The sequence below is a fragment of the Haloferula rosea genome (genome assembly GCF_016595525.1).
Taxonomy (GTDB): domain Bacteria; phylum Verrucomicrobiota; class Verrucomicrobiia; order Verrucomicrobiales; family Akkermansiaceae; genus Haloferula; species Haloferula rosea.
Map to the genome: position 1 here is coordinate 203,500 of NZ_JAENII010000002.1, position 18,850 is coordinate 222,349.

The 18,850-nt window shown below is 61.5% G+C and carries 12 protein-coding genes and 1 tRNA gene; 4 read left to right on the plus strand and 9 right to left on the minus strand.

The window, feature by feature from the left end; translation table 11 throughout:
• Both JIN81_RS02885 and JIN81_RS02890 read right to left on the minus strand, forming a co-directional pair.
• On the minus strand, positions 1 to 807 hold the full coding sequence (locus JIN81_RS02885; protein WP_200276913.1) for an ATP-binding cassette domain-containing protein: 807 nt from the start codon (positions 805 to 807) through the stop codon (positions 1 to 3).
• 17 nt (positions 808 to 824) lie between these two features.
• Complete coding sequence (locus tag JIN81_RS02890) at positions 825 to 1,814, minus strand: metal ABC transporter solute-binding protein, Zn/Mn family (RefSeq protein ID WP_200276143.1); 990 nt, start codon at positions 1,812 to 1,814, stop codon at positions 825 to 827.
• A 161-nt stretch (positions 1,815 to 1,975) separates the two neighbouring features.
• Here JIN81_RS02890 and JIN81_RS02895 point away from each other — a divergent pair, with 161 nt between their 5' ends.
• Both JIN81_RS02895 and JIN81_RS02900 read left to right on the plus strand, forming a co-directional pair.
• The gene (locus tag JIN81_RS02895) at positions 1,976 to 2,857 is read left to right on the plus strand and encodes a M28 family peptidase (RefSeq protein WP_200276145.1); all 882 of its coding nucleotides are present in this window, start codon (positions 1,976 to 1,978) and stop codon (positions 2,855 to 2,857) included.
• 97 nt (positions 2,858 to 2,954) lie between these two features.
• Positions 2,955 to 3,030 (plus strand) — tRNA-Ala (locus JIN81_RS02900).
• Between the two features lie 54 nt (positions 3,031 to 3,084).
• Here the strand turns inward: JIN81_RS02900 and JIN81_RS02905 are convergent.
• From JIN81_RS02905 to hisS, 3 genes are all read right to left on the minus strand, one after another.
• Complete coding sequence (locus tag JIN81_RS02905) at positions 3,085 to 4,584, minus strand: sulfatase family protein (RefSeq protein WP_200276147.1); 1,500 nt, start codon at positions 4,582 to 4,584, stop codon at positions 3,085 to 3,087.
• Positions 4,585 to 4,646: 62 nt separating this feature from the next.
• Positions 4,647 to 6,440 carry an aspartate--tRNA ligase gene (gene aspS, locus JIN81_RS02910; protein ID WP_200276150.1) on the minus strand — a complete coding sequence of 598 codons (1,794 nt, stop codon included), beginning with the start codon at positions 6,438 to 6,440 and terminating at the stop codon, positions 4,647 to 4,649.
• A gap of 39 nt (positions 6,441 to 6,479) precedes the next feature.
• Positions 6,480 to 7,775, minus strand: a complete 1,296-nt coding sequence (gene hisS, locus JIN81_RS02915; protein WP_200276152.1) for a histidine--tRNA ligase — start codon at positions 7,773 to 7,775, stop codon at positions 6,480 to 6,482.
• Positions 7,776 to 7,930: 155 nt separating this feature from the next.
• Here hisS and recF point away from each other — a divergent pair, with 155 nt between their 5' ends.
• Positions 7,931 to 8,983, plus strand: coding sequence for a DNA replication/repair protein RecF (gene recF, locus JIN81_RS02920; RefSeq protein ID WP_200276154.1), 1,053 nt, complete (start codon positions 7,931 to 7,933; stop codon positions 8,981 to 8,983).
• Between the two features lie 15 nt (positions 8,984 to 8,998).
• Here recF and JIN81_RS02925 read toward each other — a convergent pair whose 3' ends face one another.
• Positions 8,999 to 9,367 carry a WYL domain-containing protein gene (locus JIN81_RS02925; protein ID WP_200276156.1) on the minus strand — a complete coding sequence of 123 codons (369 nt, stop codon included), beginning with the start codon at positions 9,365 to 9,367 and terminating at the stop codon, positions 8,999 to 9,001.
• A gap of 50 nt (positions 9,368 to 9,417) precedes the next feature.
• Here JIN81_RS02925 and JIN81_RS02930 point away from each other — a divergent pair, with 50 nt between their 5' ends.
• Complete coding sequence (locus tag JIN81_RS02930; protein ID WP_200276158.1) at positions 9,418 to 10,440, plus strand: helix-turn-helix transcriptional regulator; 1,023 nt, start codon at positions 9,418 to 9,420, stop codon at positions 10,438 to 10,440.
• Positions 10,441 to 10,459: 19 nt separating this feature from the next.
• Here JIN81_RS02930 and JIN81_RS02935 read toward each other — a convergent pair whose 3' ends face one another.
• The 3 genes from JIN81_RS02935 to JIN81_RS02945 form a co-directional block, all read right to left on the minus strand.
• Entirely contained in the window at positions 10,460 to 11,239 is a 780-nt protein-coding gene (locus tag JIN81_RS02935; RefSeq protein ID WP_200276160.1) for a hypothetical protein, read from the minus strand.
• Positions 11,236 to 14,769, minus strand: a complete 3,534-nt coding sequence (locus JIN81_RS02940; protein WP_200276162.1) for a hypothetical protein — start codon at positions 14,767 to 14,769, stop codon at positions 11,236 to 11,238. The genes JIN81_RS02935 and JIN81_RS02940 overlap by 4 nt, the downstream gene beginning before the upstream one ends.
• 455 nt (positions 14,770 to 15,224) lie before the next feature.
• Entirely contained in the window at positions 15,225 to 18,827 is a 3,603-nt protein-coding gene (locus JIN81_RS02945) for a beta strand repeat-containing protein (protein WP_200276164.1), read from the minus strand.
• Positions 18,828 to 18,850: the final 23 nt, after the last annotated feature.

Genomic DNA, 18,850 nt, shown 5'->3' on the forward strand with positions numbered 1-18,850 from the left:
TCAACGGGTGGCGGCCTGCAGGGCCCGGGCGGCCTCGGAGAGCAGGTTCAGTTTGCCGCCGTAGGTTTTCTCGAGATTCGAGGTGGTGAAGACCTCGTCGGTGGGGCCGGTTTCGACGACACGCATGTTGAGCAGCACGAGCCAGTCGAAGTAGCGTTTCACCGTCGCCAGATCGTGGTGGACGACGAGCACGGTCTTGCCCTTCTCGTTCAGAGTTTGAAGCAGTTGGACGATGGCTTCTTCCGTGGCGGCGTCCACCGCGGCGAACGGCTCGTCCATCAGGTAGAGCTTGGCGTCCTGTGCCAGGGCTCTGGCGAGAAAGACACGCTGCTGCTGGCCGCCTGAGAGTTGGCTGATCTGACGGTGGGCGAGATGGCCGATCCCCACTTGTTCGATGGCTTCCATGGCGCGTTCCTTCTGGGCGCGCTTGACGCGGCGGAACCAGCCGAGTTGGCGGTAGGTTCCCATGGTGACGACGTCGAGCGCGCTGATGGGAAAGTCCCAATCGACGCTTTCACGCTGCGGCACGTAGCCGACGAGATGGCGTTGTTGTTGGTAGGGCTTTCCGTAGATGCCGATCTCGCCGGAGGCGCGGGGGATGAGGTCCAGGCATGCCTTGATCAAGGTGCTCTTGCCGGCGCCATTCGGGCCGACGATTCCGACGAGTTTGCCCTCGGGGATGTCGAGGTCGATGTCCCACAGGACGGGTTTCCGATGGTAGGCGACGGTTAGATCATGAACGGCCAGCGGAACGTTGTCCGGGTGGGCGGTGAGGTTCTCGTCGACGGCATCCCCCTTGGGGGACATGGACTTGATGAGGGAGTTCATGGCGTGCCGAGTTCTCCGCGGTAGCCCTTCTCCGGGGCGGATCCGCCGAGGGCCCGGGTGATGGTGGTGACGTTGTGGTCGATCATGCCTTCGTAAGTGCCCTCGTAGGTCCCCGCCTTCCCCATGGCATCAGAGAAAAGTTCGCCACCGATGGCGACGGTGTGACCGGCGGCAGCTGCGCCTTCAATCAGAGCTCGGACGTTCTTGTCGGAAACCGATGACTCCACGAACACCGCCGGGATCTTCCTCTCGACGATCATCTCGACCAGGCGGGTCAGGTCGTGGACACCGGCCTCGGACTCGGTGCTGATGCCCTGGATGCCGATAACTTCCAGTCCGTAAGCCTTCGCCATGTAGCCGAAGGCATCGTGGGCCGTGACCAGCACCCGCTGGTCGGCCGGGATACTGGCTAGGGCACTGAAAGCGTAGTCGTCGAGGACGCGCAGTTCCTCAAGCAAGTCCTCGCGATTGAGGTTGAAGTCCTGCGCATGCTCCGGACGCACTTCGGAGAGGGTGTCGGCAATGACATCGACACCGCGCATCCAGCCCCGAACATCCATCCAGACATGCGGATCGTAGTGATCCTCGCCGTCCTCGATGAGGTAGTCTTTCTGATCGAGAATGGCTTCGGTCACCGCCTTCACGGGCTTGCCTTTGGCGCCGACGCGTTCAAGGACGTCGCCCATCTTTCCTTCCAGTTTGAGTCCGTTGTAGAACACGAGATCGGAGGCGATCAGGGCTTTCACATCCTTGCTGGTCGGCTTGTAGAGATGCGGGTCGACGCCTTCTCCGATGAGGGTTTCAACCTGGACATGGTCACCCCCGATGCGTTCGACGATGTCGCCGATCATGCCAATGGTGGCGGTGACCCGGATGGGCGCGGATGGGTCGTTCGCGGTGGTGGGCGCGGGCGAATCGCATGCGGTGGAGAGGGAGGCGAGAATCCCGACGGCACTGGCCAGAAGACTGCATTTCGGTAGCTGCATGTCGGGGATGAAACCCACCGAGTTTGAGTTGTCAAACTGTAAAACTTGAAAGCTCATTCAGTCTCGTTTGGTGAGAGTGAGAGGATCTGGCTTGCGTGTTGGCTTGAGAAGGTGGAGGGAGGGGCGTGAGCGAGGAAGAGAGTGGAGGTTCAAATCGGAAAGTGGCCTGGGTTCTGGTGATTCTGCCCCTGTGGTTGGTAGTTTCCACCTTGGGCGGTCTGTGGTTCTGGACCCAGCGTGAGGATGACCTTCATGAGCCTGCGAAATTCGTGACGGAGGTCAGCACGAAGGGGCTGGAGCAGGAGTTGCGGACCGTTCTTGACCGGATAGGCTCGAGGCATACGTCGAGCGAAGCCGGGCGGACCGGGCTGCGACGGATGGGGGCATTCATCGAAGGGACCCTCGGGCCGGAGAATGCGGGGTATCGGCTCGATCGGGTGGTTGGACCGGCTTTGGACGGGGATTCGTGGCCCCTGGTGCTTGCGACGCTGCCCGGTGGCGAGGCTTCCCCGCTCTGGGTGGTGGCTGCGTATGATCAGGATCCTGCGGGTGGTGGAGTGGAAGCGAATGCCACAGGGGTGACCTCCGTCCTCGCGGTGGCTCAAGCTCTCGCGGGGGAGAAGCCCGCGCGTCCGATCGTGTTTGCGTTTTTGCCTCATGGTTACGACCCGGAGGCGCCACTGCTGCCGATGATCGAGCTGCTGAATCGGAAGCGGGGGGAGGTTGGCAGGATGCTCGTGGTGGAGGCGATGGGTGGCGGTGACCGCGGGTTGCTGGCGTCCGGCCGCTCGGCTGAAGCGCTTGGCCACCCGGCCATCGACGAGCTTACCACGGTGGTGGGAGCCGAGGCGATCTGCCTGGTGGACGATCGTGATTTGAGCTCGATCCTGTTTGAAGCGGGGAACCCGACAGTGAGGATCGCGACCCGCTCGGTGGTGCAGGTCGATGAACCGGATCGGGAGGTGCCCGCCGCTGACGCGCATGCGCGTGCGACGGTGGAACTTGCCGAACTGATCCGGAAGCTCGCGTCGGGCTCAAAGTGAGGGAAGTTTCGCTTTGAAGCCGAAAAACTTCTTGCGCGGTCGGGGGGATTCTCCTACCAACCGCGCGCACCGCTTCGGCGGTCCAGAAAGTGAATGGGGGGCGTTAGCTCAGTTGGTAGAGCACCTGCATGGCATGCAGGGGGTCAGCGGTTCGAATCCGCTACGCTCCACCACTTTCTCCGGCTCATGGGTTTGTTTCCCGCGACCGATGGGTGGGGCAGTTGGTCTCACTCATAACGCCACTTCAGGATCCACGGATCCTTGGTACGCTTCTGCATCGCCTTGAGCCGTTTCTTCATCATCTCGAGTTGCTCGGCGTGTTCGGGACTGTCGGCCAGGTTGGTGGATTCGGCGGGGTCGTTTTCCAGATCGTAGAGTTCGAAGGAAGGTCGCTGGATGTAGGACTGGACACTGCGTTTGCCGTACTTGGCGTCGGGCCCTTTCTGATATTGAGCCTGCCACGTGGATGCGGCCCATAGATCCGAAGCGAAGGGGTAGGGAAGTGGGGCGGCGATGTTCCAGATCAGCTTGTAGCGGCGATCGCGGATGGCTCGCATGGGATAGTACATCTGGATCTCGTGGAAGGTGTGTGACGATCCGACCTCGTCCCACCCTTCGGATTCCGCCGTTCCCAGCAACGGAAGCCACGAACGCCCGTGGTAGTGGGTCATCTTTGGTCCGGCGTTCTCGCCCTTTCCGACCTTCGGGGTGGGGAGAAGTTGTTTTGGCGCCGACTTGTCGGCGTCGAGACCGCCCGCGGCATCGAGCAGCGACGGGGTGATGTCGATGTGCGAGATCATGGCATCACAGATGGTGCCGGGGTTCTTGTTTCCCGGGGCTCGAACGACGAAGGGCACGTGCAGTCCTGCTTCATAGACCGTGGTCTTGGCTCCCGGGAAGGCCATGCCGTGGTCGGCCGTGAAGACAATCAGTGTGTTGTCATACTTGCCTGCCTTCTTCAGGGCGTCGATGAGTGCGCCGAGTGCCTTGTCGGTGCGGGTGACGCTCTGGTAATATTGGGCCAACTCGGCCCGGCATTCCGGGGTGTCCGGAAGGAAAGAGGGAACGGGGAGTTTCGACGGGTCGTAGATCACCTCCTCGGTGCCAGGATAGGATTTTCCGGCAGGGGGGTTTCCGAAGCGGTTGGGTTTGAGCTTGCCTGGAGCTGTCGGTTCCTCGCCGTTTCCCCGGTGAGGGTCATAGGTCCAGAAGCAGAGGAAGAACGGCTTCTCCGAGGGGTCCTCGAAGAGTGGGGCGCACTGCTCTGCCCACGCGGGGGTATTGTGTCCCTGCGCTTTGGGAACCGGAAGGTGCTGATCGAAGTGATAGACCGATTCGGGAGTGACGTGGAGTTTACCGATGTGGGCGGTGCGGTAGCCGGCGGCGGCGAGTTGCCGTGGGAGGCTGATGGCCGCCGCGTTCTTGAAGGTTTCGAACTTGTGGTAGGCGTGGGCGTGGCCGTACTGACCGTTGAGGTGGTTGTGCAGGCCGGTCAGGATGACGGAGCGGCTCGCCGAGCAGGATGCAGTCGTGGCGTAGGCTTCGCGAAAAATGGTGCCCTCCTTGGCCATTTGGTCGAGGTGGGGGGTCTGGATGATGGGCGAGCCATAGCATCCGGCGATGGGGCTCTGGTCATCCGTGACGAAGAGGACGATATTCGGCTGTTTGGCCGCGCCGACGAGGGTCAGCGCGACAGCAAGCAGCGGGAAAAGGCTGGAGGGCTTCATGAATTCGACCTTACGCAGGCCGGGCGGGCCTCCGTTCATCGAATTCCAGTTCCCACAGGAGGCTACTGGGGACCGTCCTGTTTCTTCTTCGCGGTCGACTGGATCCGCAGGTCGCGCAGTTGCTTCGGATCCACTTCGGCCGGGGACTGCGACATGAGGTCGTTGCCCTTGTTGTTCTTGGGGAAGGCGATCACCTCCCGGATCGAATCCTCACCGCAGATCAGCATGACGAGTCGGTCGAGGCCCAGTGCGACGCCACCATGGGGAGGGGCTCCGAACTTGAAGGCATCAAGGATGTGGCCGAATTCCGCGGCGGCGTGTTCCTCGGTGATGCCGAGGGCCTTGAACATGGCGCTCTGGAGGGGGGCTTCGTGAATCCGGATGGATCCGCCGCCGAGTTCGTGGCCGTTGAGAACCACGTCGTAGGCGAGCGCCCGGATATCGGTGGAAAGATCCCCAGCCAAGAGCTTCGCTTCATCCTCGGGATGAGGGCGGGTGAAGGGGTGGTGGACGGCCACGTAGCGACCTTCCTCATCGTCAAAGGCGAGGAGGGGGAACTCCGTCACCCACAGGAAATTGAGTTCCTTGCTGCCCTCGGTGAGCTTCTGCATGTCGGCGCAGGCGAGGCGGACGCGGCCGAGCACGTCGCAGGCGCTTTCCCACTGGTCGGCAGCGAAGAGGATCAGGTCGCCGGGTTCGATGTTGAGTTTGGTGCGAAGGGCTTCGACCTCGTCATCGGTCATGCGCTTCACGAATGGCGAACGCCAGGTGCTGCGCTCCTCGCCGCGAGCCTGGATGTAGGCGAGTCCTTTCGCTCCGGCGTCTTGGGCCAGCTTGGTGAGCTTGTCGATTTGTCCGGTCGAAATGTCGGCGAAGCCCTTGGCGTTGATGGCTTTGATGATGCCGCCGTTGGCTACGGTGCCGGAGAAGACGCGGAATTCGCAATCCTTGAGTTCCTCGGTCAGGTCGACGAATTCGAGGCCGAAACGGCGGTCGGGTTTGTCCGAGCCGTAGCGGTTCATGGCTTCCTTCCAGGTCATCCTGTCGAAGGAGGTGGGGATCTCCGCATTGATGGATTCCTTGAAGACACGGCCGAGCAGGCCTTCGACCATCCCGATGACCTCGTCCTGATCGACGAATGAGGCCTCGATATCGATCTGGGTGAACTCGGGCTGGCGGTCGGCGCGAAGGTCTTCATCGCGGAAGCACTTGGCGATCTGGAAGTAGCGTTCGATGCCTCCGACCATGAGCAGCTGCTTGTACTGCTGGGGTGCCTGAGGCAGGGCGTAGAAGTGACCTCCATGCATGCGCGATGGGACGAGGAAGTCGCGCGCACCTTCCGGGGTCGACTTCGAAAGGATGGGAGTCTCGATTTCGCAGAATCCCTGTTCGTCGAGGAAGTCACGGGATGACTTGGTGACGCGGTGACGGGTGCGCAGGTTGTTCGTCATGCGCGGGCGGCGCAGGTCGAGGTAGCGGTATTTCATGCGCAGGTCCTCGTTCGACAGCTCCTTGTCGAGTTGGAACGGGAGTACCTCGGCCTTGTTGACGATGGTCAGGTTGGTGGCGATGATTTCGATTTCGCCGGTGTCGATCTTGTCGTTGAGGGTGCCATCCAGGCGCTTCTCGACGTGACCGGTGACGAGCACCACGTCTTCCTCACGCAGTTGGTGGGACAGCTTGGCGGCCTCGGCGTTCTCTTCAGGACGGAACACGCATTGGGTGAGGCCCTCGCGGTCGCGCAGGTCGATGAAAATCACTCCGCCATGGTCACGGGCGGAATTGACCCAGCCGATCAGGGTCGCGGTCGAGCCGATGTCGGAGGAGCGGAGTTGATTGCAGTGATGAGTGCGCATGGTCGATGGAACTGGAAAGAGTGTTGGAAAGCTGGGGGATCAGGCGAGGAGGGGGCCGTCGGGCTGTTGGATGCGGTCGGTGAGCCAGTCGGCGAGGCCGAGGACATGGCAGGTTTCTTCGGTTCGGCAAGCGAGGACCTTGAGCTTGAGCTCCGGGAGTTCACTACCGATCACGAGGGCGAACCGGGCACCGGACTGTTCGGCGCGTTGGAACTGCTTGCCGACCTTGCCTCCGGTGAAGGTCATGTCACAGGAGATGCCTGCCTGGCGGAGGTCGGAAAGGATGTTGAGTGCTTCGGGGCGCTTGTCCTCGTCGGCAAGCACGAGGAACACATCACAGGCGGCGGCCTGACGCTGGAGCCAGACCTCGAGCTGCATGCGAGGATCCGTGGTTTCCTCGATGAAGTTGCGGATCACGTAGTCACCCATGGCGAATCCCGTGGCTGGCATGTCGACGGATCCGTTGGAAATGGTCGAGACCAGGGTGTCGTAGCGACCGCCGCCGGCGACCGCGCGCATGGACTTGCTGCGGTCGAAGACCTCGAACACGACGCCGGTGTAGTAGGCGAGACCGCGAACGATGGAGAGATCCAGTTCGATGTATGCATCGAGTCCCCGGGCCTCGAGATCGGCGCGGATGCTTTCGTAGGCGAAGGACGCGCTCTCGGGATTCCTGATGAAGGTCTGGACGGTCTCAAGATCGAGACCGAGCTCCTCGAGTTTTTCGGCACTCACCTCGGGTTTGGCGCGCTCGAGCTTGTCGATGACCTGGAGCAGATCGGGGATCCTGGATTCGTCGATCTTGTGCTCTGCGGCGAAGTCGAGCCAAGCCTGGCGGTCGGACACGCGCACCATGAAGTCCTCCTGTTTGAATCCGAAGGCGCGCATGGTGTCGATGGCGAGGGCGATGAGCTCGGCGTCGGCCTGCGGGCCGGCTTCACCCAGGATGTCGACGTTGAACTGATAGAACTCCCGGCCGCGTCCCTTCTGAGGCTTCTCGTAGCGGTAGCACTGGCCGATTTCGAACCACTTGAGGGGTTTCGGGAAATCGCGCTGGTGCTGGGCGGCGAGGCGCGCCAGCGATGCGGTGACTTCCGGGCGCAGGCACACGTCCCGTCCTCCCTGGTCCTCGAAGCGGAAGAGCTGGGAGGAGAGTTCGCCGCCGGATTTCTTCAAATAGAGGCCGGTATCCTCGAGGACCGGGGTGTCGTACTCGACGAATCCGTAGGTGCGGGCGACCGTTCGCCAGGTCTCGAAAAGGTAGTTGCGCAGCGAGCAGTCACGCGGGGTGAAGTCGCGGAAGCCGGTGAGGGCGGTGAAGGACTTGGCGGCCATGGTGCGGGGAAATGGTTCGGGTCGGCGGGGAGCGGGCGGGGAGAATGCACGGCAGGACAGGCAATTCAAGGCGGTATTGGGACTGCACGGGCCCGATTGCGGGTTGCCGAAACCGGGGGCTGGGGTGCAGTCTCGGCGGCGCAATGGTAGGTGCCTTGAGAGCGGTTGATTTCCGGTGTTTTTCCGCCCTCTCGGTGGAGGTGCCGGCGGCTGGGGCGCTGCTCACCGGGCAGAATGCGCAGGGGAAGACGTCGGTGCTTGAGGCGGTTTGCCTGCTGGTGCGCCTGCATTCGCCTCGATCCCACCGGATGGCCACGATGGCCCGGGTCGGTGGAGCGGGTGGTTTCGGTGTGGCTGGCGAGGCGTGGAACTCGGAGCGGAGGATGAAGTGGGAACCTCGACGCCCGGTCAGCTATCAGGTCGACGGCGAGGAGCGGAGCAGCCAGAATGCCTATTTGTCCGATGGTGGGCTGCTGGTCTGGATGGGCAACGAGGACGTCGATTTGATCCGGGCCGGTGGGGAAGGCCGGCGGAGGTATCTCGATTTCATCGGCAGCCAGATCGATATGGATTACCGGAGGGCCCTGCATCGTTACCGGAGGGCCCTGAAGGCGAAGAATTTCCTGCTCAAGGAGGGGTCCCTGCGTGAGGCGGAAATCCAGTCCTACGAGGGCGTGATGATCGAGTCGGCGGCCGTGATTCAGCCGGTCAGGGAGCGTATCATGAAGGCGCTGTCACCCGCGGTCGCCGAGTATCAGACGCGTATCGCCGGGCGCGACGAGTTGCTGGAACTCGACTATCAACCGGCGGGCGGTGGTCATTTTCCTGAAGCGCTTGAGCAGGCGCGTGACCGTGAGCGGCGTCAGCGGCGAAGCCTGGTCGGGCCACACCGGGATGATGTGGTGATCAGGATCAACGGCCTGGACGCCTCGGACTTCGCCAGTGAGGGGCAGCAGAGGACTGCTGCGCTGGCGCTCAAGCTGGCACAGGGACAGGTTCTTTCGGCCGGTCGTGGAGAGCAGCCGATCTGGCTGATCGACGATGTTTTTGGCGAGCTGGATGTGATGAGGCGGAATGCTCTGATGGAGGCCTTGCCACAGGGGGCTCAGAAATGGATCACCACAACCCACCTGGACTGGTTGGACCAAGCGTCGCCTCTCGGTGAACTCGCCCGCTTCACCGTCCGTGAAGGAACGCTGGAGTCGTGAGGAAACAAGGATGCTTCAGGCCAGCCTGACGCGATCCAGTCGAAACGTGCGGGTGCCGTCGCGCAGCTGGCAGATTCCGGTGGCGAAGATCGGTCCTCCGGGTTCGAGCCGATAGAGCGAGTCGGGACGGAAGTGGCGGAGGGCGCCGGGTGTGCTGCCTCCTTGGTAAAATACGGCCACAGGCTCTTCCTCGAGGATGGCGCGCAGGAATCTCTGCGCGACCGGATCGTAGGATTCGTGGACCGGATGGATGGGGGCGATGGGGCGGCTCGGTGAGCCGGTCATGGCGGCGGGGGCCTGGGTCACGGCGAGTCCTGTGAAGAGGCTGGCGAAGCGGCGTCGATTCATCATGCCGAAGGGTGCCCCAAGGGGTGGGACATCCATGGGGTGAGCTTCGTGCTGGTCCTCCCAGAGTGGGTGTGTTAGATGATCGCATGGCTCGATTCAGGGAAGAAGTGGTGGCGGCGATGGGAGACGGCGAAAAGCATACGAGGCGGCCGTTCGAGCGGATGCACCGGATCCACGAGGCGATTGCGGAAGGACGGCTGCCGAACTGTTCGTCCCTTGCCAAAGAGTTGGAAGTGACGCCGAAGACGGTGCAGCGCGACATCACCTTCATGCGCGACAGCTTCCGGTTGCCTCTGGTGTATGACAAGAAGCGCCACGGATTCTACTATGAGGGGGAGGTGGATGATTTCCCTGATTTCGAGATCGGTGCCGAGGAGATCGCCGCCATGTTCCTGGCAAGGACGGCGGCGGACGCGATCCGCGGGACCGAACTGGCCGACAAGATGCGGGCCGCGTTCGGGCGCTTGTGCCGGAGCATGAGCGAGCGGGTGGAGTTGAACTGGGCGGACCTCGATGAGGCATTTTCCCGCAAGGTTCCGCAGTTGCCAGCCCGGGAGGTGAAGCTGTTCGGTGAGTTGGCCGAGGCGGTGGTGAAGCGGCTCGAGGTCAGTTTCCACTACCGGAAGCTGGGTGCCGATCGCGCTGAGGCGCGTCGGGTGCACCCGCTCCATCTTGGCGAGGTCGATGGCGGTTGGTATCTCATCGGGCATGATGAGGATCGCGGTGCGTTGCGGACCTTTGCCCTCCCTCGCATCACACGCCTCAAGGTCAGTGGCCGTCGATTCGATCCACCGGCCGATTTCGACGGCCGGGAGTATCTTCGGCGTAGTTTCGGAGTCTGGACGGTGGCGGGTGACGACTCACTGACCCTGGTGCAGGTCAAGCTCAGCGACTACGCGGCCCGCCTTGCCCGTGAGCGTCGATGGCACCCGACTCAGGAAGTGCGTGAATTGAATGCGAAGGGCACCAAGGTGGAGGTCTGCTTCGAGGCGGGCTCGCTTGAGGAGGTGGTGCGCTGGGTTCTCAGCTTCGGGAGCAAGGCGCAGGTGGTGGGACCGCCGGAGCTGAAGCGGATGGTGAAGGAGGAAGTGAAACTGATGGGCGGCTGATGCCGACGCATCGGCGCCGCTACGGCTTCTTCTCCTCTGCGGTCATGAGCGAGGGCACCGGTTGGTGGTACCAGGTGGCCTTGCACGGGTTTTTGGCATCGCGGCCCGGGTAGAAGATGAGATTGGCGCGCTCCTGACCGGAGATTCGGATTCCGGAACGCAGGAAAATCTTCACCTCGCCCTTGTCGGCATGGGCCGCCTGCACGGCGACCAGCTTGCCCTGTGAAGCGGAGGGGAGTGGGTGAATGCGGGCCTTGCCTGCAGGCACGTTGACCACTTGGGTTCCGATCCTTGCCTTCACTCCCTGGTTGCAGAGATTGATGAGCCGGAAGGAGCCCATCGGGAAGGACTGGCTGTCCGATGGGAGGGTCAGGGACTCAGGATCTTCCCAGGTTTTCCTCTTGGGTGAACGGGTCACGTAGATGTCATAGTGACCGCTGGCTGCAGTGATCGGGAAATCCGCGAAGAGCGGTGGGTCTTCGTTCTCTATCGCCTCTGAATTGGCGAATACCCGCAGCCTTCCAGCCATCACGGGCATGGCAGGGCTGGGCCGGTTCAGAGTCGTCGGAATCGTCAGCAGGCCCTTTTTGGTGCGGAACGACAGGGTCGCTGGAGGAGCGGCATCCGGGTCGAGCGCAATCGCACGCATGCCGGGGCCGTCACCTTCCCAGTAGGCGTCCGAGTTGGCGCCGACGGGAATGATGGATGCGGTGACCGCGGGGTTCTTCTCCGAGTCGGAGTCGGCGGCCTTCAGCGGGGTCAGAATGCTGAGAGCGAAGCAGAGGGCGGGGCGGATCATATCTGGAATTCGGCGGGTGAGAGCCAGCGGAAGGAAACCACGTTGAAGCGTCGGCCGAAGCGGAGGTTCGTTGGGGCGAGCTTGTTGACGGTGGCTTCGCCGTTGGTGACATCGATGGCGGGTTGGGTGGGGGCATCCGTGGGGTCGAGGTAATCGACGCTGCGCTGAACCACCGCCTCGCACCAGGCACGGGCGACTGATCCGTTGGCTCGCTCGGCCTCTCCGTAGGCGCGGATCTTGAAGGTGTCACCCCGAGCCGTGATGGCGGGTGCGATCGCGGTCAGCAGGTCACCTTGGGTGAAGAAACCCGGAAGCCCATAGCTGATCACCTCAGGGCGGTGTGCCGCGGTGGAGACATCTCCGATGTCCCGGGTGTCGGTCTGGCCATTCCGGTCGAAGGCACGGTTGATGGTTCTGGCGTTCTTGATTGCCTGATCAAGGAGTCCCCGGCGGCTTTCATCCCGGTCCTCGTTCAGCCGGCGATTGACGAAGTCGGCAACCGAAAGGAACGGCCCCCGTTCTTGAACTTGGCGGACGATTAGAGTGGCGATGTTGTTGATCTCCGTATCGCTCAGCGAGCGGAAGGCGTTCCAAGCATTGGATTCCTGCGGGGTCCGGAGTGATGTGACTCCGGGAGACTTGCTGATGACTGAGCGCGAGAGGGGGTGTTCTCCATCCGAACGACCTCCATCCAGGGACTCGCGAGCGAGGCCCCGCATCGAGCTCAGCAGGGCCTTCCAAGTCTCCTTCGACGTCGTATTGACATTGATGGCTCCTCGATTGACAAGGAACTCGGAGGCTTCGAAATAGGCAATCGCAGGATCCGATGTGAGCTCGTTCCTGAGTCGCTCACGACTCCAACGCGAGGCCCCGTCGTTGAAGACATAGGTTCCGACGGGAAGGGGCTCCTGCCCGTCCCAGTTCGGGCGACGATTGCTGCCGCTGCCATCGAATGGAATGGAGGAAACCATGAAGCGGTCCCAGAGGGCTTCGTTGGCCTCGAAGCAAAGATCGTAGATGAGGACCTCGTCATCATGCTCGTTGGCGCTGCGCCCTTGTTGGATGAGTGGGTCGTATTCCCACGGCTTGTCGCCGGTCCAGCGGTTGGGGTCGTTCACCTTGTCGCGGATGGCGGTGGCGTCGAGGTCGGCATTCATGGTCGACTGGCTGTGACCGATGACGAACGAGGGGTGCCAGCTGGAGTAGGAAAGCTGGGCGTGCTGGAGTTGGCCGAGGGATATGATTCCGACCTCGCTACGAGGAACATCGTACAGCGTTGCCGTGCTTGGGAACGAGTCGTCCGGTGCGGCGACCGGGGACGGAGGGAAGAAATTGGACAGCAGTGAAGGGTCCGTTGGCTGACGGAAGTACATGTGGCTGTCCGCGGCCGGGAACTGCCAGCCCTTCGCGAAGGGGATGTTCAGCCAGCTCGAGTGATACACCATGCCGCCGCGGATGTTGGCCGATGCAAACCAGGGAACGGTGAAGCGTGCTTTCGGGACTTTCTTGCCCGTGGCGACATACTCGGCTTCATCATCGAACCACGCCATCCGGACGCCGCGGCGCCACAGTCGTGGGGCGCGACGATTGTCGAGTGAACCGATGTCATTGGCACCTGGCCGGAACTCGCGGAACTGGGTGCCGTTGTTGGAAGGGTGATCGCTTTTCTCCGCTCCATACCACTTGTGGTAGCGGTTCAAGCCCCAGTTCTGGCAGAAGAAGTGGGCGACCCGGGGGTAGGAGTCTCCGCGGGTGACATCGCTCCAGGTCACCCGTCCGGATCCGCTTCCGGTGTCCTGCGCCACGATGAACTCATCGGAGTATCCCGGAGTGGCGTAGAAGCTGTTCATGTTGCTGGAGAAACCGTACGAGTTGTAGCGGTTCTGGGGCGTCTCCGCAGGCAGCACGAAATTGGTATCGTAGTAGAAGTTTTCAACTCCGGGGATTTGCTCGGCGGTCAGGACATTCGACGAATAATTAACGGGGTCAAAGTAGGCGGCCTTGCCGTGGAGCTTGCTGCCGTTCGAGGCTGCGACGGAAGGGGTGAAGATTTTGGTTTCGCCGGGAAGAAGCTCGGTCGGCTCCGTCACGAAGCCGAGGAAGGCTTCGGTGGGTTTGCCGCAGAAATCGTCAAAATAGAAGCGGTTGCTGCGGGTATTGAAGGTCTGCCCCCGCACTTGGAATCCGCCGTACAGCGGATGCTTGAGCATGGTGACGTAGCGTGTTGCGGTGAGGGTGACGTTGTAGGGATTCCACAGGATCAGGCGCGGCATGATGTGGGCGCGCATGTATTCGACCGCCGGTTGGCCGGGCTTGCTGTAGGGTGAGAAGTCCCACCCGAGTGATGCTTCCACGACCACGGGTTGGATCGCTGGCTTCGAGACATTGGTGAGGTCCCTGACGGCGCCAGCGGCGGAATTGCTGACCGAGAGCCTGTATGTGTTCGGGGGGCGGGGTGACAAGCTTGCCATGCCCGAGCTTCCACTGAGTTCGTCAGCGAGATCGGACCAGCCCTTGAGGGCGCCGAATCGCGGCCCGGTCTTCTGGTGGTGCTCACCCGGGAGGATGGGGTCGGACTCGCGGATTCCCACCAAACCTCCGCGGTCGGCGATGTCTCCAAGGGCCATGAAGGTCGTCAGGTCACGCTTCAGGCCGCTGTTTTTCACATCAGTGAACAGGGCCTCGGAATGGGCGGTGAGATGGTGACTGACCTCGGCAAGAGAATCCCGAAGGGCAGTGGGAGCGTCCAGATCGAGCAAACCCGCTGTATCGAGGCTCGCCACGGAAAGGAGTCGATCCTTGGGTTGGGCGGAGTGCCCGGCAAGGACGGTTCCGGCGGTTGAGCTTTCGAACCGTTCCAAGTCGAAGTCCTGAGCCGCTACAAGCGAGAAGGTCTCATTCTCTTCCTGCAAGTCCGGCAGGTTGACGCGCGCCTTCTGGCTTTCGTCGGAGACCCACCATGCGAAGGAACCGGCGTCGTCATCCAGTCGAACGCGGGGCACGCGCACGCGGGTCGCGTCATCATTGGTCTCCAGAATCGTCACCCAATCATCGCCGGCAGACTCGTTCGGATCGGCCGTCTCACCTGACGGCTGGCTGACAAGCCATGAGGTCGGGCCCTCGGACCCCTCACTGGTGCGTAGGTCGGTGAGGAAGCGGGGGCTTTCGTGATGATCGATGGCGTGCATGCCCGCATCCCCGGATTCGAGTGCTTCGCCGGTCCGCGTTTTCCAAACGCCAACCCAGTAGGGATTGGCTGTTGAGGCGTCCACGAGGGACGCATTCGCCGTGACCCGGGTATCCTGCCCAACGTGCTTCTGTAGCTCGCCAATCGCGAGCATGAGTGCCATCCGAGCGTTTCCTCGCGCCTCATTCATGGCGTCGCTTTGACTGGAGCTTCTCAGGGTGACGCTCGCCAGGCTGAGGAGTCCGATGGCGAGAAGGGAAAGAAGCACCATCATGGTGATCGTGATCACCAGGCTGAAGCCTTGGCGGCGAACACGGCGTTTGATGAATTGCTTGATTCTCATTGGATGAATCTGGTTTGGGATGCGCAGGGAGAATGGATATCAGCTCCGTTGGCAGGGTGTTGGGATGGCTGAAAAAGCAACTTGTGGGCCAAAAAAGCGAGGAGCATGGATTCTTTAACCGAAGTCGGTTGATCCGACTCGGGGGATGCCTCTTCGGTCATCGCTTGGAGAAGAGCTGAGCGTTGAAACACCGATCATCTTGGCGAATGTATGCACAGTATGTGTGGCAATGGCAAGAAAGGATCAAGAAATGATAAGAAAGGTGATAAAATTTCCCGATTTGTATCAAAAGCGGCACAGTAGATGAATTCTGGTCCTGAATGGCTCCCTTGAGGCCGAGGATCGTCCCATTGAAGAATGGCGGGAGAACCCCTCCGGGTCCTCCCGCCAACTGCTCGCAACGGATGCCCGCGTTGCCCGGAAAAGATCAATGGGAGTTCTAGGTCGGCTAGATTTCAGGGTGCCTGAACCACGTTCAATCGGCTGAAGATTCGATCCTCGCCTGCTGGAAGCGTGTAGGAGATTTCCGTGGAGTCATTGATGTCAGGGGTGACGGGTGCCCATGGGTCGGTGACTCCCAGGTCACTTGACGTCTCGATCGAGTAGATGAGGTCACCAGCGGCTGCGGCTTCGGTTCCCTTGTTGAAGCTCAAGACTCCGTTGGACAAGGTGCCTGGTGAGCCGTCGGGCACGTTCGGGTCGAGTCCGAGCGCATACTCCAGCAGTTCAGGAATGCCATCGAGGTCGGTGTCACCGTCCGGATCGTTGGCTACGCTGTTGGTGCTGGCCCAAGTGTCAAAGCCGGGAGCGACCATGCCCACCGACCCTGCGGTGATGATCAGGTTGTCCACTCCGACGTGTCTCTGGCCGTCGCTGCCATTGGTGGATCCGGTCGAAACGGGGTCGAGCGCGAAGTCCACGGCTGTCGTGCGGCTACCGATGGATGTCAGGTCCCAACTGAGAGGGACGGTTGCCGTGCCTCCAGCGCTTGCGGTTCCTGCCTGAGTTGTCAGGGCTGTCCATGACGATCCTCCGTCCATCGAGTAGTAGAGGGTCCAGTCCACGGAGACGGTCCCACCCAGAATGTTGAAGGTGTAGGCGTCAAAGCTGGCGGTTCCTCCTGAAAAATCGATCAAGCCGGTGCCTGCTTCTGGTGCGACGGAGAAGCGAACCCATGTGGATTCGGAATTACCGCCTGCAAGGATCGGAGTCTGACCGTCTGATTCGCGGTTGGCACTGAAACCAAGATAGTTGCCAGTGGATCCGGTGTAGATGCCACGGTTGTCCGGACCTTGGTTTGAACCGGCAAGTGCTCCGGTGCCGGTTGCTTGGTCGATCAATCCCGACGTGATCCAAGGGGATCCAAGTGAGCTGTCCGCGTCCACCAAAGGGTTGTCGGCGATCTCGATGGGAGCATCAAAGTCGAACCGTGCGACCACCACTCCGCTTGGAATCGTGGGCTCGACCAGACCGAACAGGTCAACGCTGGGAGTCGCGCCTCCCGAGTCATTCGACAGGATCTCGACGGCGGCGATGAACTGACCTTCTGTCGCGCCGGGATCGAATGCGACCACGATGTCGTCGCTGTTGCCCGGGGCGATGGGGGCAGGTGTGCTGAGAATGGAGAAGGCGGCTGCCCCGGCTCCCGTCAGATTCGTGCCGTTGATCTCGAGGTCGTTGTCCTCACCGTCGTTGGTGACGCTGATGGTCAAGGTTTGCTGACCCGGTGATGGAAGCGATGTGCCGAAGTCCAACGGGGTGGTATCGACCAGAATTTCCGGATCGAGGACATTCACCGATACCGCCACGGTGGTGGGGGAGTTCGGGTCGTTCGAGGTGATCACGAAATTGGTGGTCGCGACACCCGGTCCTGCCGGAGTGAAGTCGAAATTGATCAGTCCGGTTCCACCGGCGGCGGCGATGGTGCCATCGAAGGTGATGTTGGTGAATGCTGAGGCATCACCGGAACCATCGCCTGTCACCGAGGTAATGGTGAGTTCAGCGGCACCCGAATTGCTGACGCTGACCGAATAGGAATCGGCGAGGCCCTCATTGAGGAAATCGTTGGTGGCGTTGACCACCAGCGATGGGTTGAGAGGGATGGTTTCTTCGGCACTCAGCGTGATGTTGTCGACGAAGCCGGCAGCCTGGGAGGAAACTCCATTCGTGTTGCCGGTGGTTTTGGGCATCAGCGTGAAGGTCACCGGAGTGGTTTTGGTGCCAAGCGAACTGACATCGAAAGAGAGGTTTGCGGTGGCCTCGGTGTTGGTGCTGACCGACGGGCCGGAAACAGGGCCAAGAACAAAGACCGGATTCGTGCCGTCGTCGACAGACAGGTAAAAGTCAAAGGCACTGGTTCCTCCAACGGTGGTGAAAACGCCGGCATCAAGGTTGAGCCATCCCTCGTTGGTGAAATCAACGGTGGTGCCACCTCCCGGGGTGATGGTGAAGGTGTAGCCATCGGTCGGTGCCTGGGTGAGCGGGTCGACGGTGCCGTTCGGGGCGTCGCGCCGTGCCCAGCCGTCCGCGTTGCCGTCGATCGAGTTGAGAGCCGTTGAGGTGGCATTGGTGATGATCCCTCCGAACTCCTGTCGTGCGCCGCTGGCGAGGTCGATCTCTCCAAGGTCCGAGGCGACCGATCCCGGGCTTGCATCGGAGCTCGTGAGATCCCGAACTTCGGAGTCGGTGCCGAAGGTGAACTGGGCGACAAGATTGCTGCTGACCGCGGTGGTGGCACTGAGGTCGATGATTGGCTCGGTGTTGTTGAAGTCGTCCGAAACGATGGTCAGGGTGCCGCTGAACGTTCCGGGTTGGGAACCAGGGTCGAACGAGATTTCAATGACCTGATCGGCGCCCGGGGCGATGGTGAATGGCAGGGCCGGGGCGGAAGTGATGGTGAAGGCCGATGAGCCTGCGAGTGTCAGGGCCGTGACTTCGAGTGGTTCCGAGGAGCCCGCGTTGCTGATGGTGACATTGCTGGTTTGTGCTCCGGGGTTGTTTGCCAGGGAACCGAAATCCACGCTGGCGACATCGACTTCGATGGAGGGGTCGACCACGAGCATGTCGACAAAGATGACGAGTGGGGAGGGAGCGTTCGTGTCATCCGAGGCGACCTCGAGTTCAAAGCCGTAGTTTCCACTTCCGAAGGTCGGGGTGAAGGTGAATCCAATCTCGTCAGAGGCGCCTGGAGCGATCGTGGAAGGGAAGGTGATTGCGGAAACATCCGGCGAGTCGGTCCCGGTCGCGGTCACGCTCGTGATATTGAGCGTCTGCGTGAGGCCGATGTTGGAGATGGGCAGTGCGTAGGTTTCCGCTCCGCCTCCGTTTTCGAGAGCTACGAACAGCTCGGTCGAAGCCCATGGATCCGGGGTGGGGGTGGTGGTGACGAGAATGTCGTCGATCCCGTTGGTGGAGGTGCTCCCGTTGTAGCCGGCCACGCTGATGCCATCGAAGGTGAAGGTTCCGGGGATGGTGTGCGCTGCGACGGTCTCGTCGCTGTCGGAAAGTACGATTGAAGTCGTAGCACCATCGTAGCTGATGGTGGCTGTGATCGATTGAGTGCTTGGAGAGGTGGTGAAGTTCTGCAGGTAACCATTGTTGGCCATGGTGGTTGCCAGACCGACGACCGCTCCATTTCCCGCACCGCCATTCACGTGGTGGCCGATGAAGAACTCATTGTTTCCCGAATTGGTGAGATAGATGCCGATGCCGCGTCCGGTCTGTGTTTCGGGGCGAAGCAGTGTGAAGGAAACGGCGATGGTCTCCGATTGGCTGCTCGTCAGTGCAGCGGCGAATGTGCGGTTCTGCTCGGTGTAGGTGCCGACGCTGCCACCGGTGTAGATGGCAGCTCCCGATTGGACGCCGAAGTGGTTGGCAGCGGTCAGTGAGTTTCCAGTTTGCCAGCCTCCTTCGGTGGCGTCCCAGCCAAGGCCTCCGGTGCCGATGGTGTCGATGTCTCCATCGGCGTAGGCGAAGGCTTCCTCCACCACGGTTGTCGGGGTGGCAGTGGCGCAACCGAGGCCCAAGCCGGTCACTAATGAGATCAGGTGTTTTTTCATCGCTCTCACCCTGATCAACTTCA

Bases quoted from the DNA above. Each gene is read 5' to 3' on its own strand.
- JIN81_RS02885 (WP_200276913.1), bottom strand. From the start codon at position 807: ATGTCCCCCAAGGGGGATGCCGTCGACGAGAACCTCACCGCCCACCCG.
- JIN81_RS02890 (WP_200276143.1), bottom strand. From the start codon at position 1,814: ATGCAGCTACCGAAATGCAGTCTTCTGGCCAGTGCCGTCGGGATTCTC.
- JIN81_RS02905 (WP_200276147.1), bottom strand. From the start codon at position 4,584: ATGAAGCCCTCCAGCCTTTTCCCGCTGCTTGCTGTCGCGCTGACCCTC.
- aspS (WP_200276150.1), bottom strand. From the start codon at position 6,440: ATGCGCACTCATCACTGCAATCAACTCCGCTCCTCCGACATCGGCTCG.
- hisS (WP_200276152.1), bottom strand. From the start codon at position 7,775: ATGGCCGCCAAGTCCTTCACCGCCCTCACCGGCTTCCGCGACTTCACC.
- JIN81_RS02925 (WP_200276156.1), bottom strand. From the start codon at position 9,367: ATGGATGTCCCACCCCTTGGGGCACCCTTCGGCATGATGAATCGACGC.
- JIN81_RS02930 (WP_200276158.1), top strand. From the start codon at position 9,418: ATGGCTCGATTCAGGGAAGAAGTGGTGGCGGCGATGGGAGACGGCGAA.
- JIN81_RS02935 (WP_200276160.1), bottom strand. From the start codon at position 11,239: ATGATCCGCCCCGCCCTCTGCTTCGCTCTCAGCATTCTGACCCCGCTG.
- JIN81_RS02940 (WP_200276162.1), bottom strand. From the start codon at position 14,769: ATGAGAATCAAGCAATTCATCAAACGCCGTGTTCGCCGCCAAGGCTTC.
- JIN81_RS02945 (WP_200276164.1), bottom strand. From the start codon at position 18,827: ATGAAAAAACACCTGATCTCATTAGTGACCGGCTTGGGCCTCGGTTGC.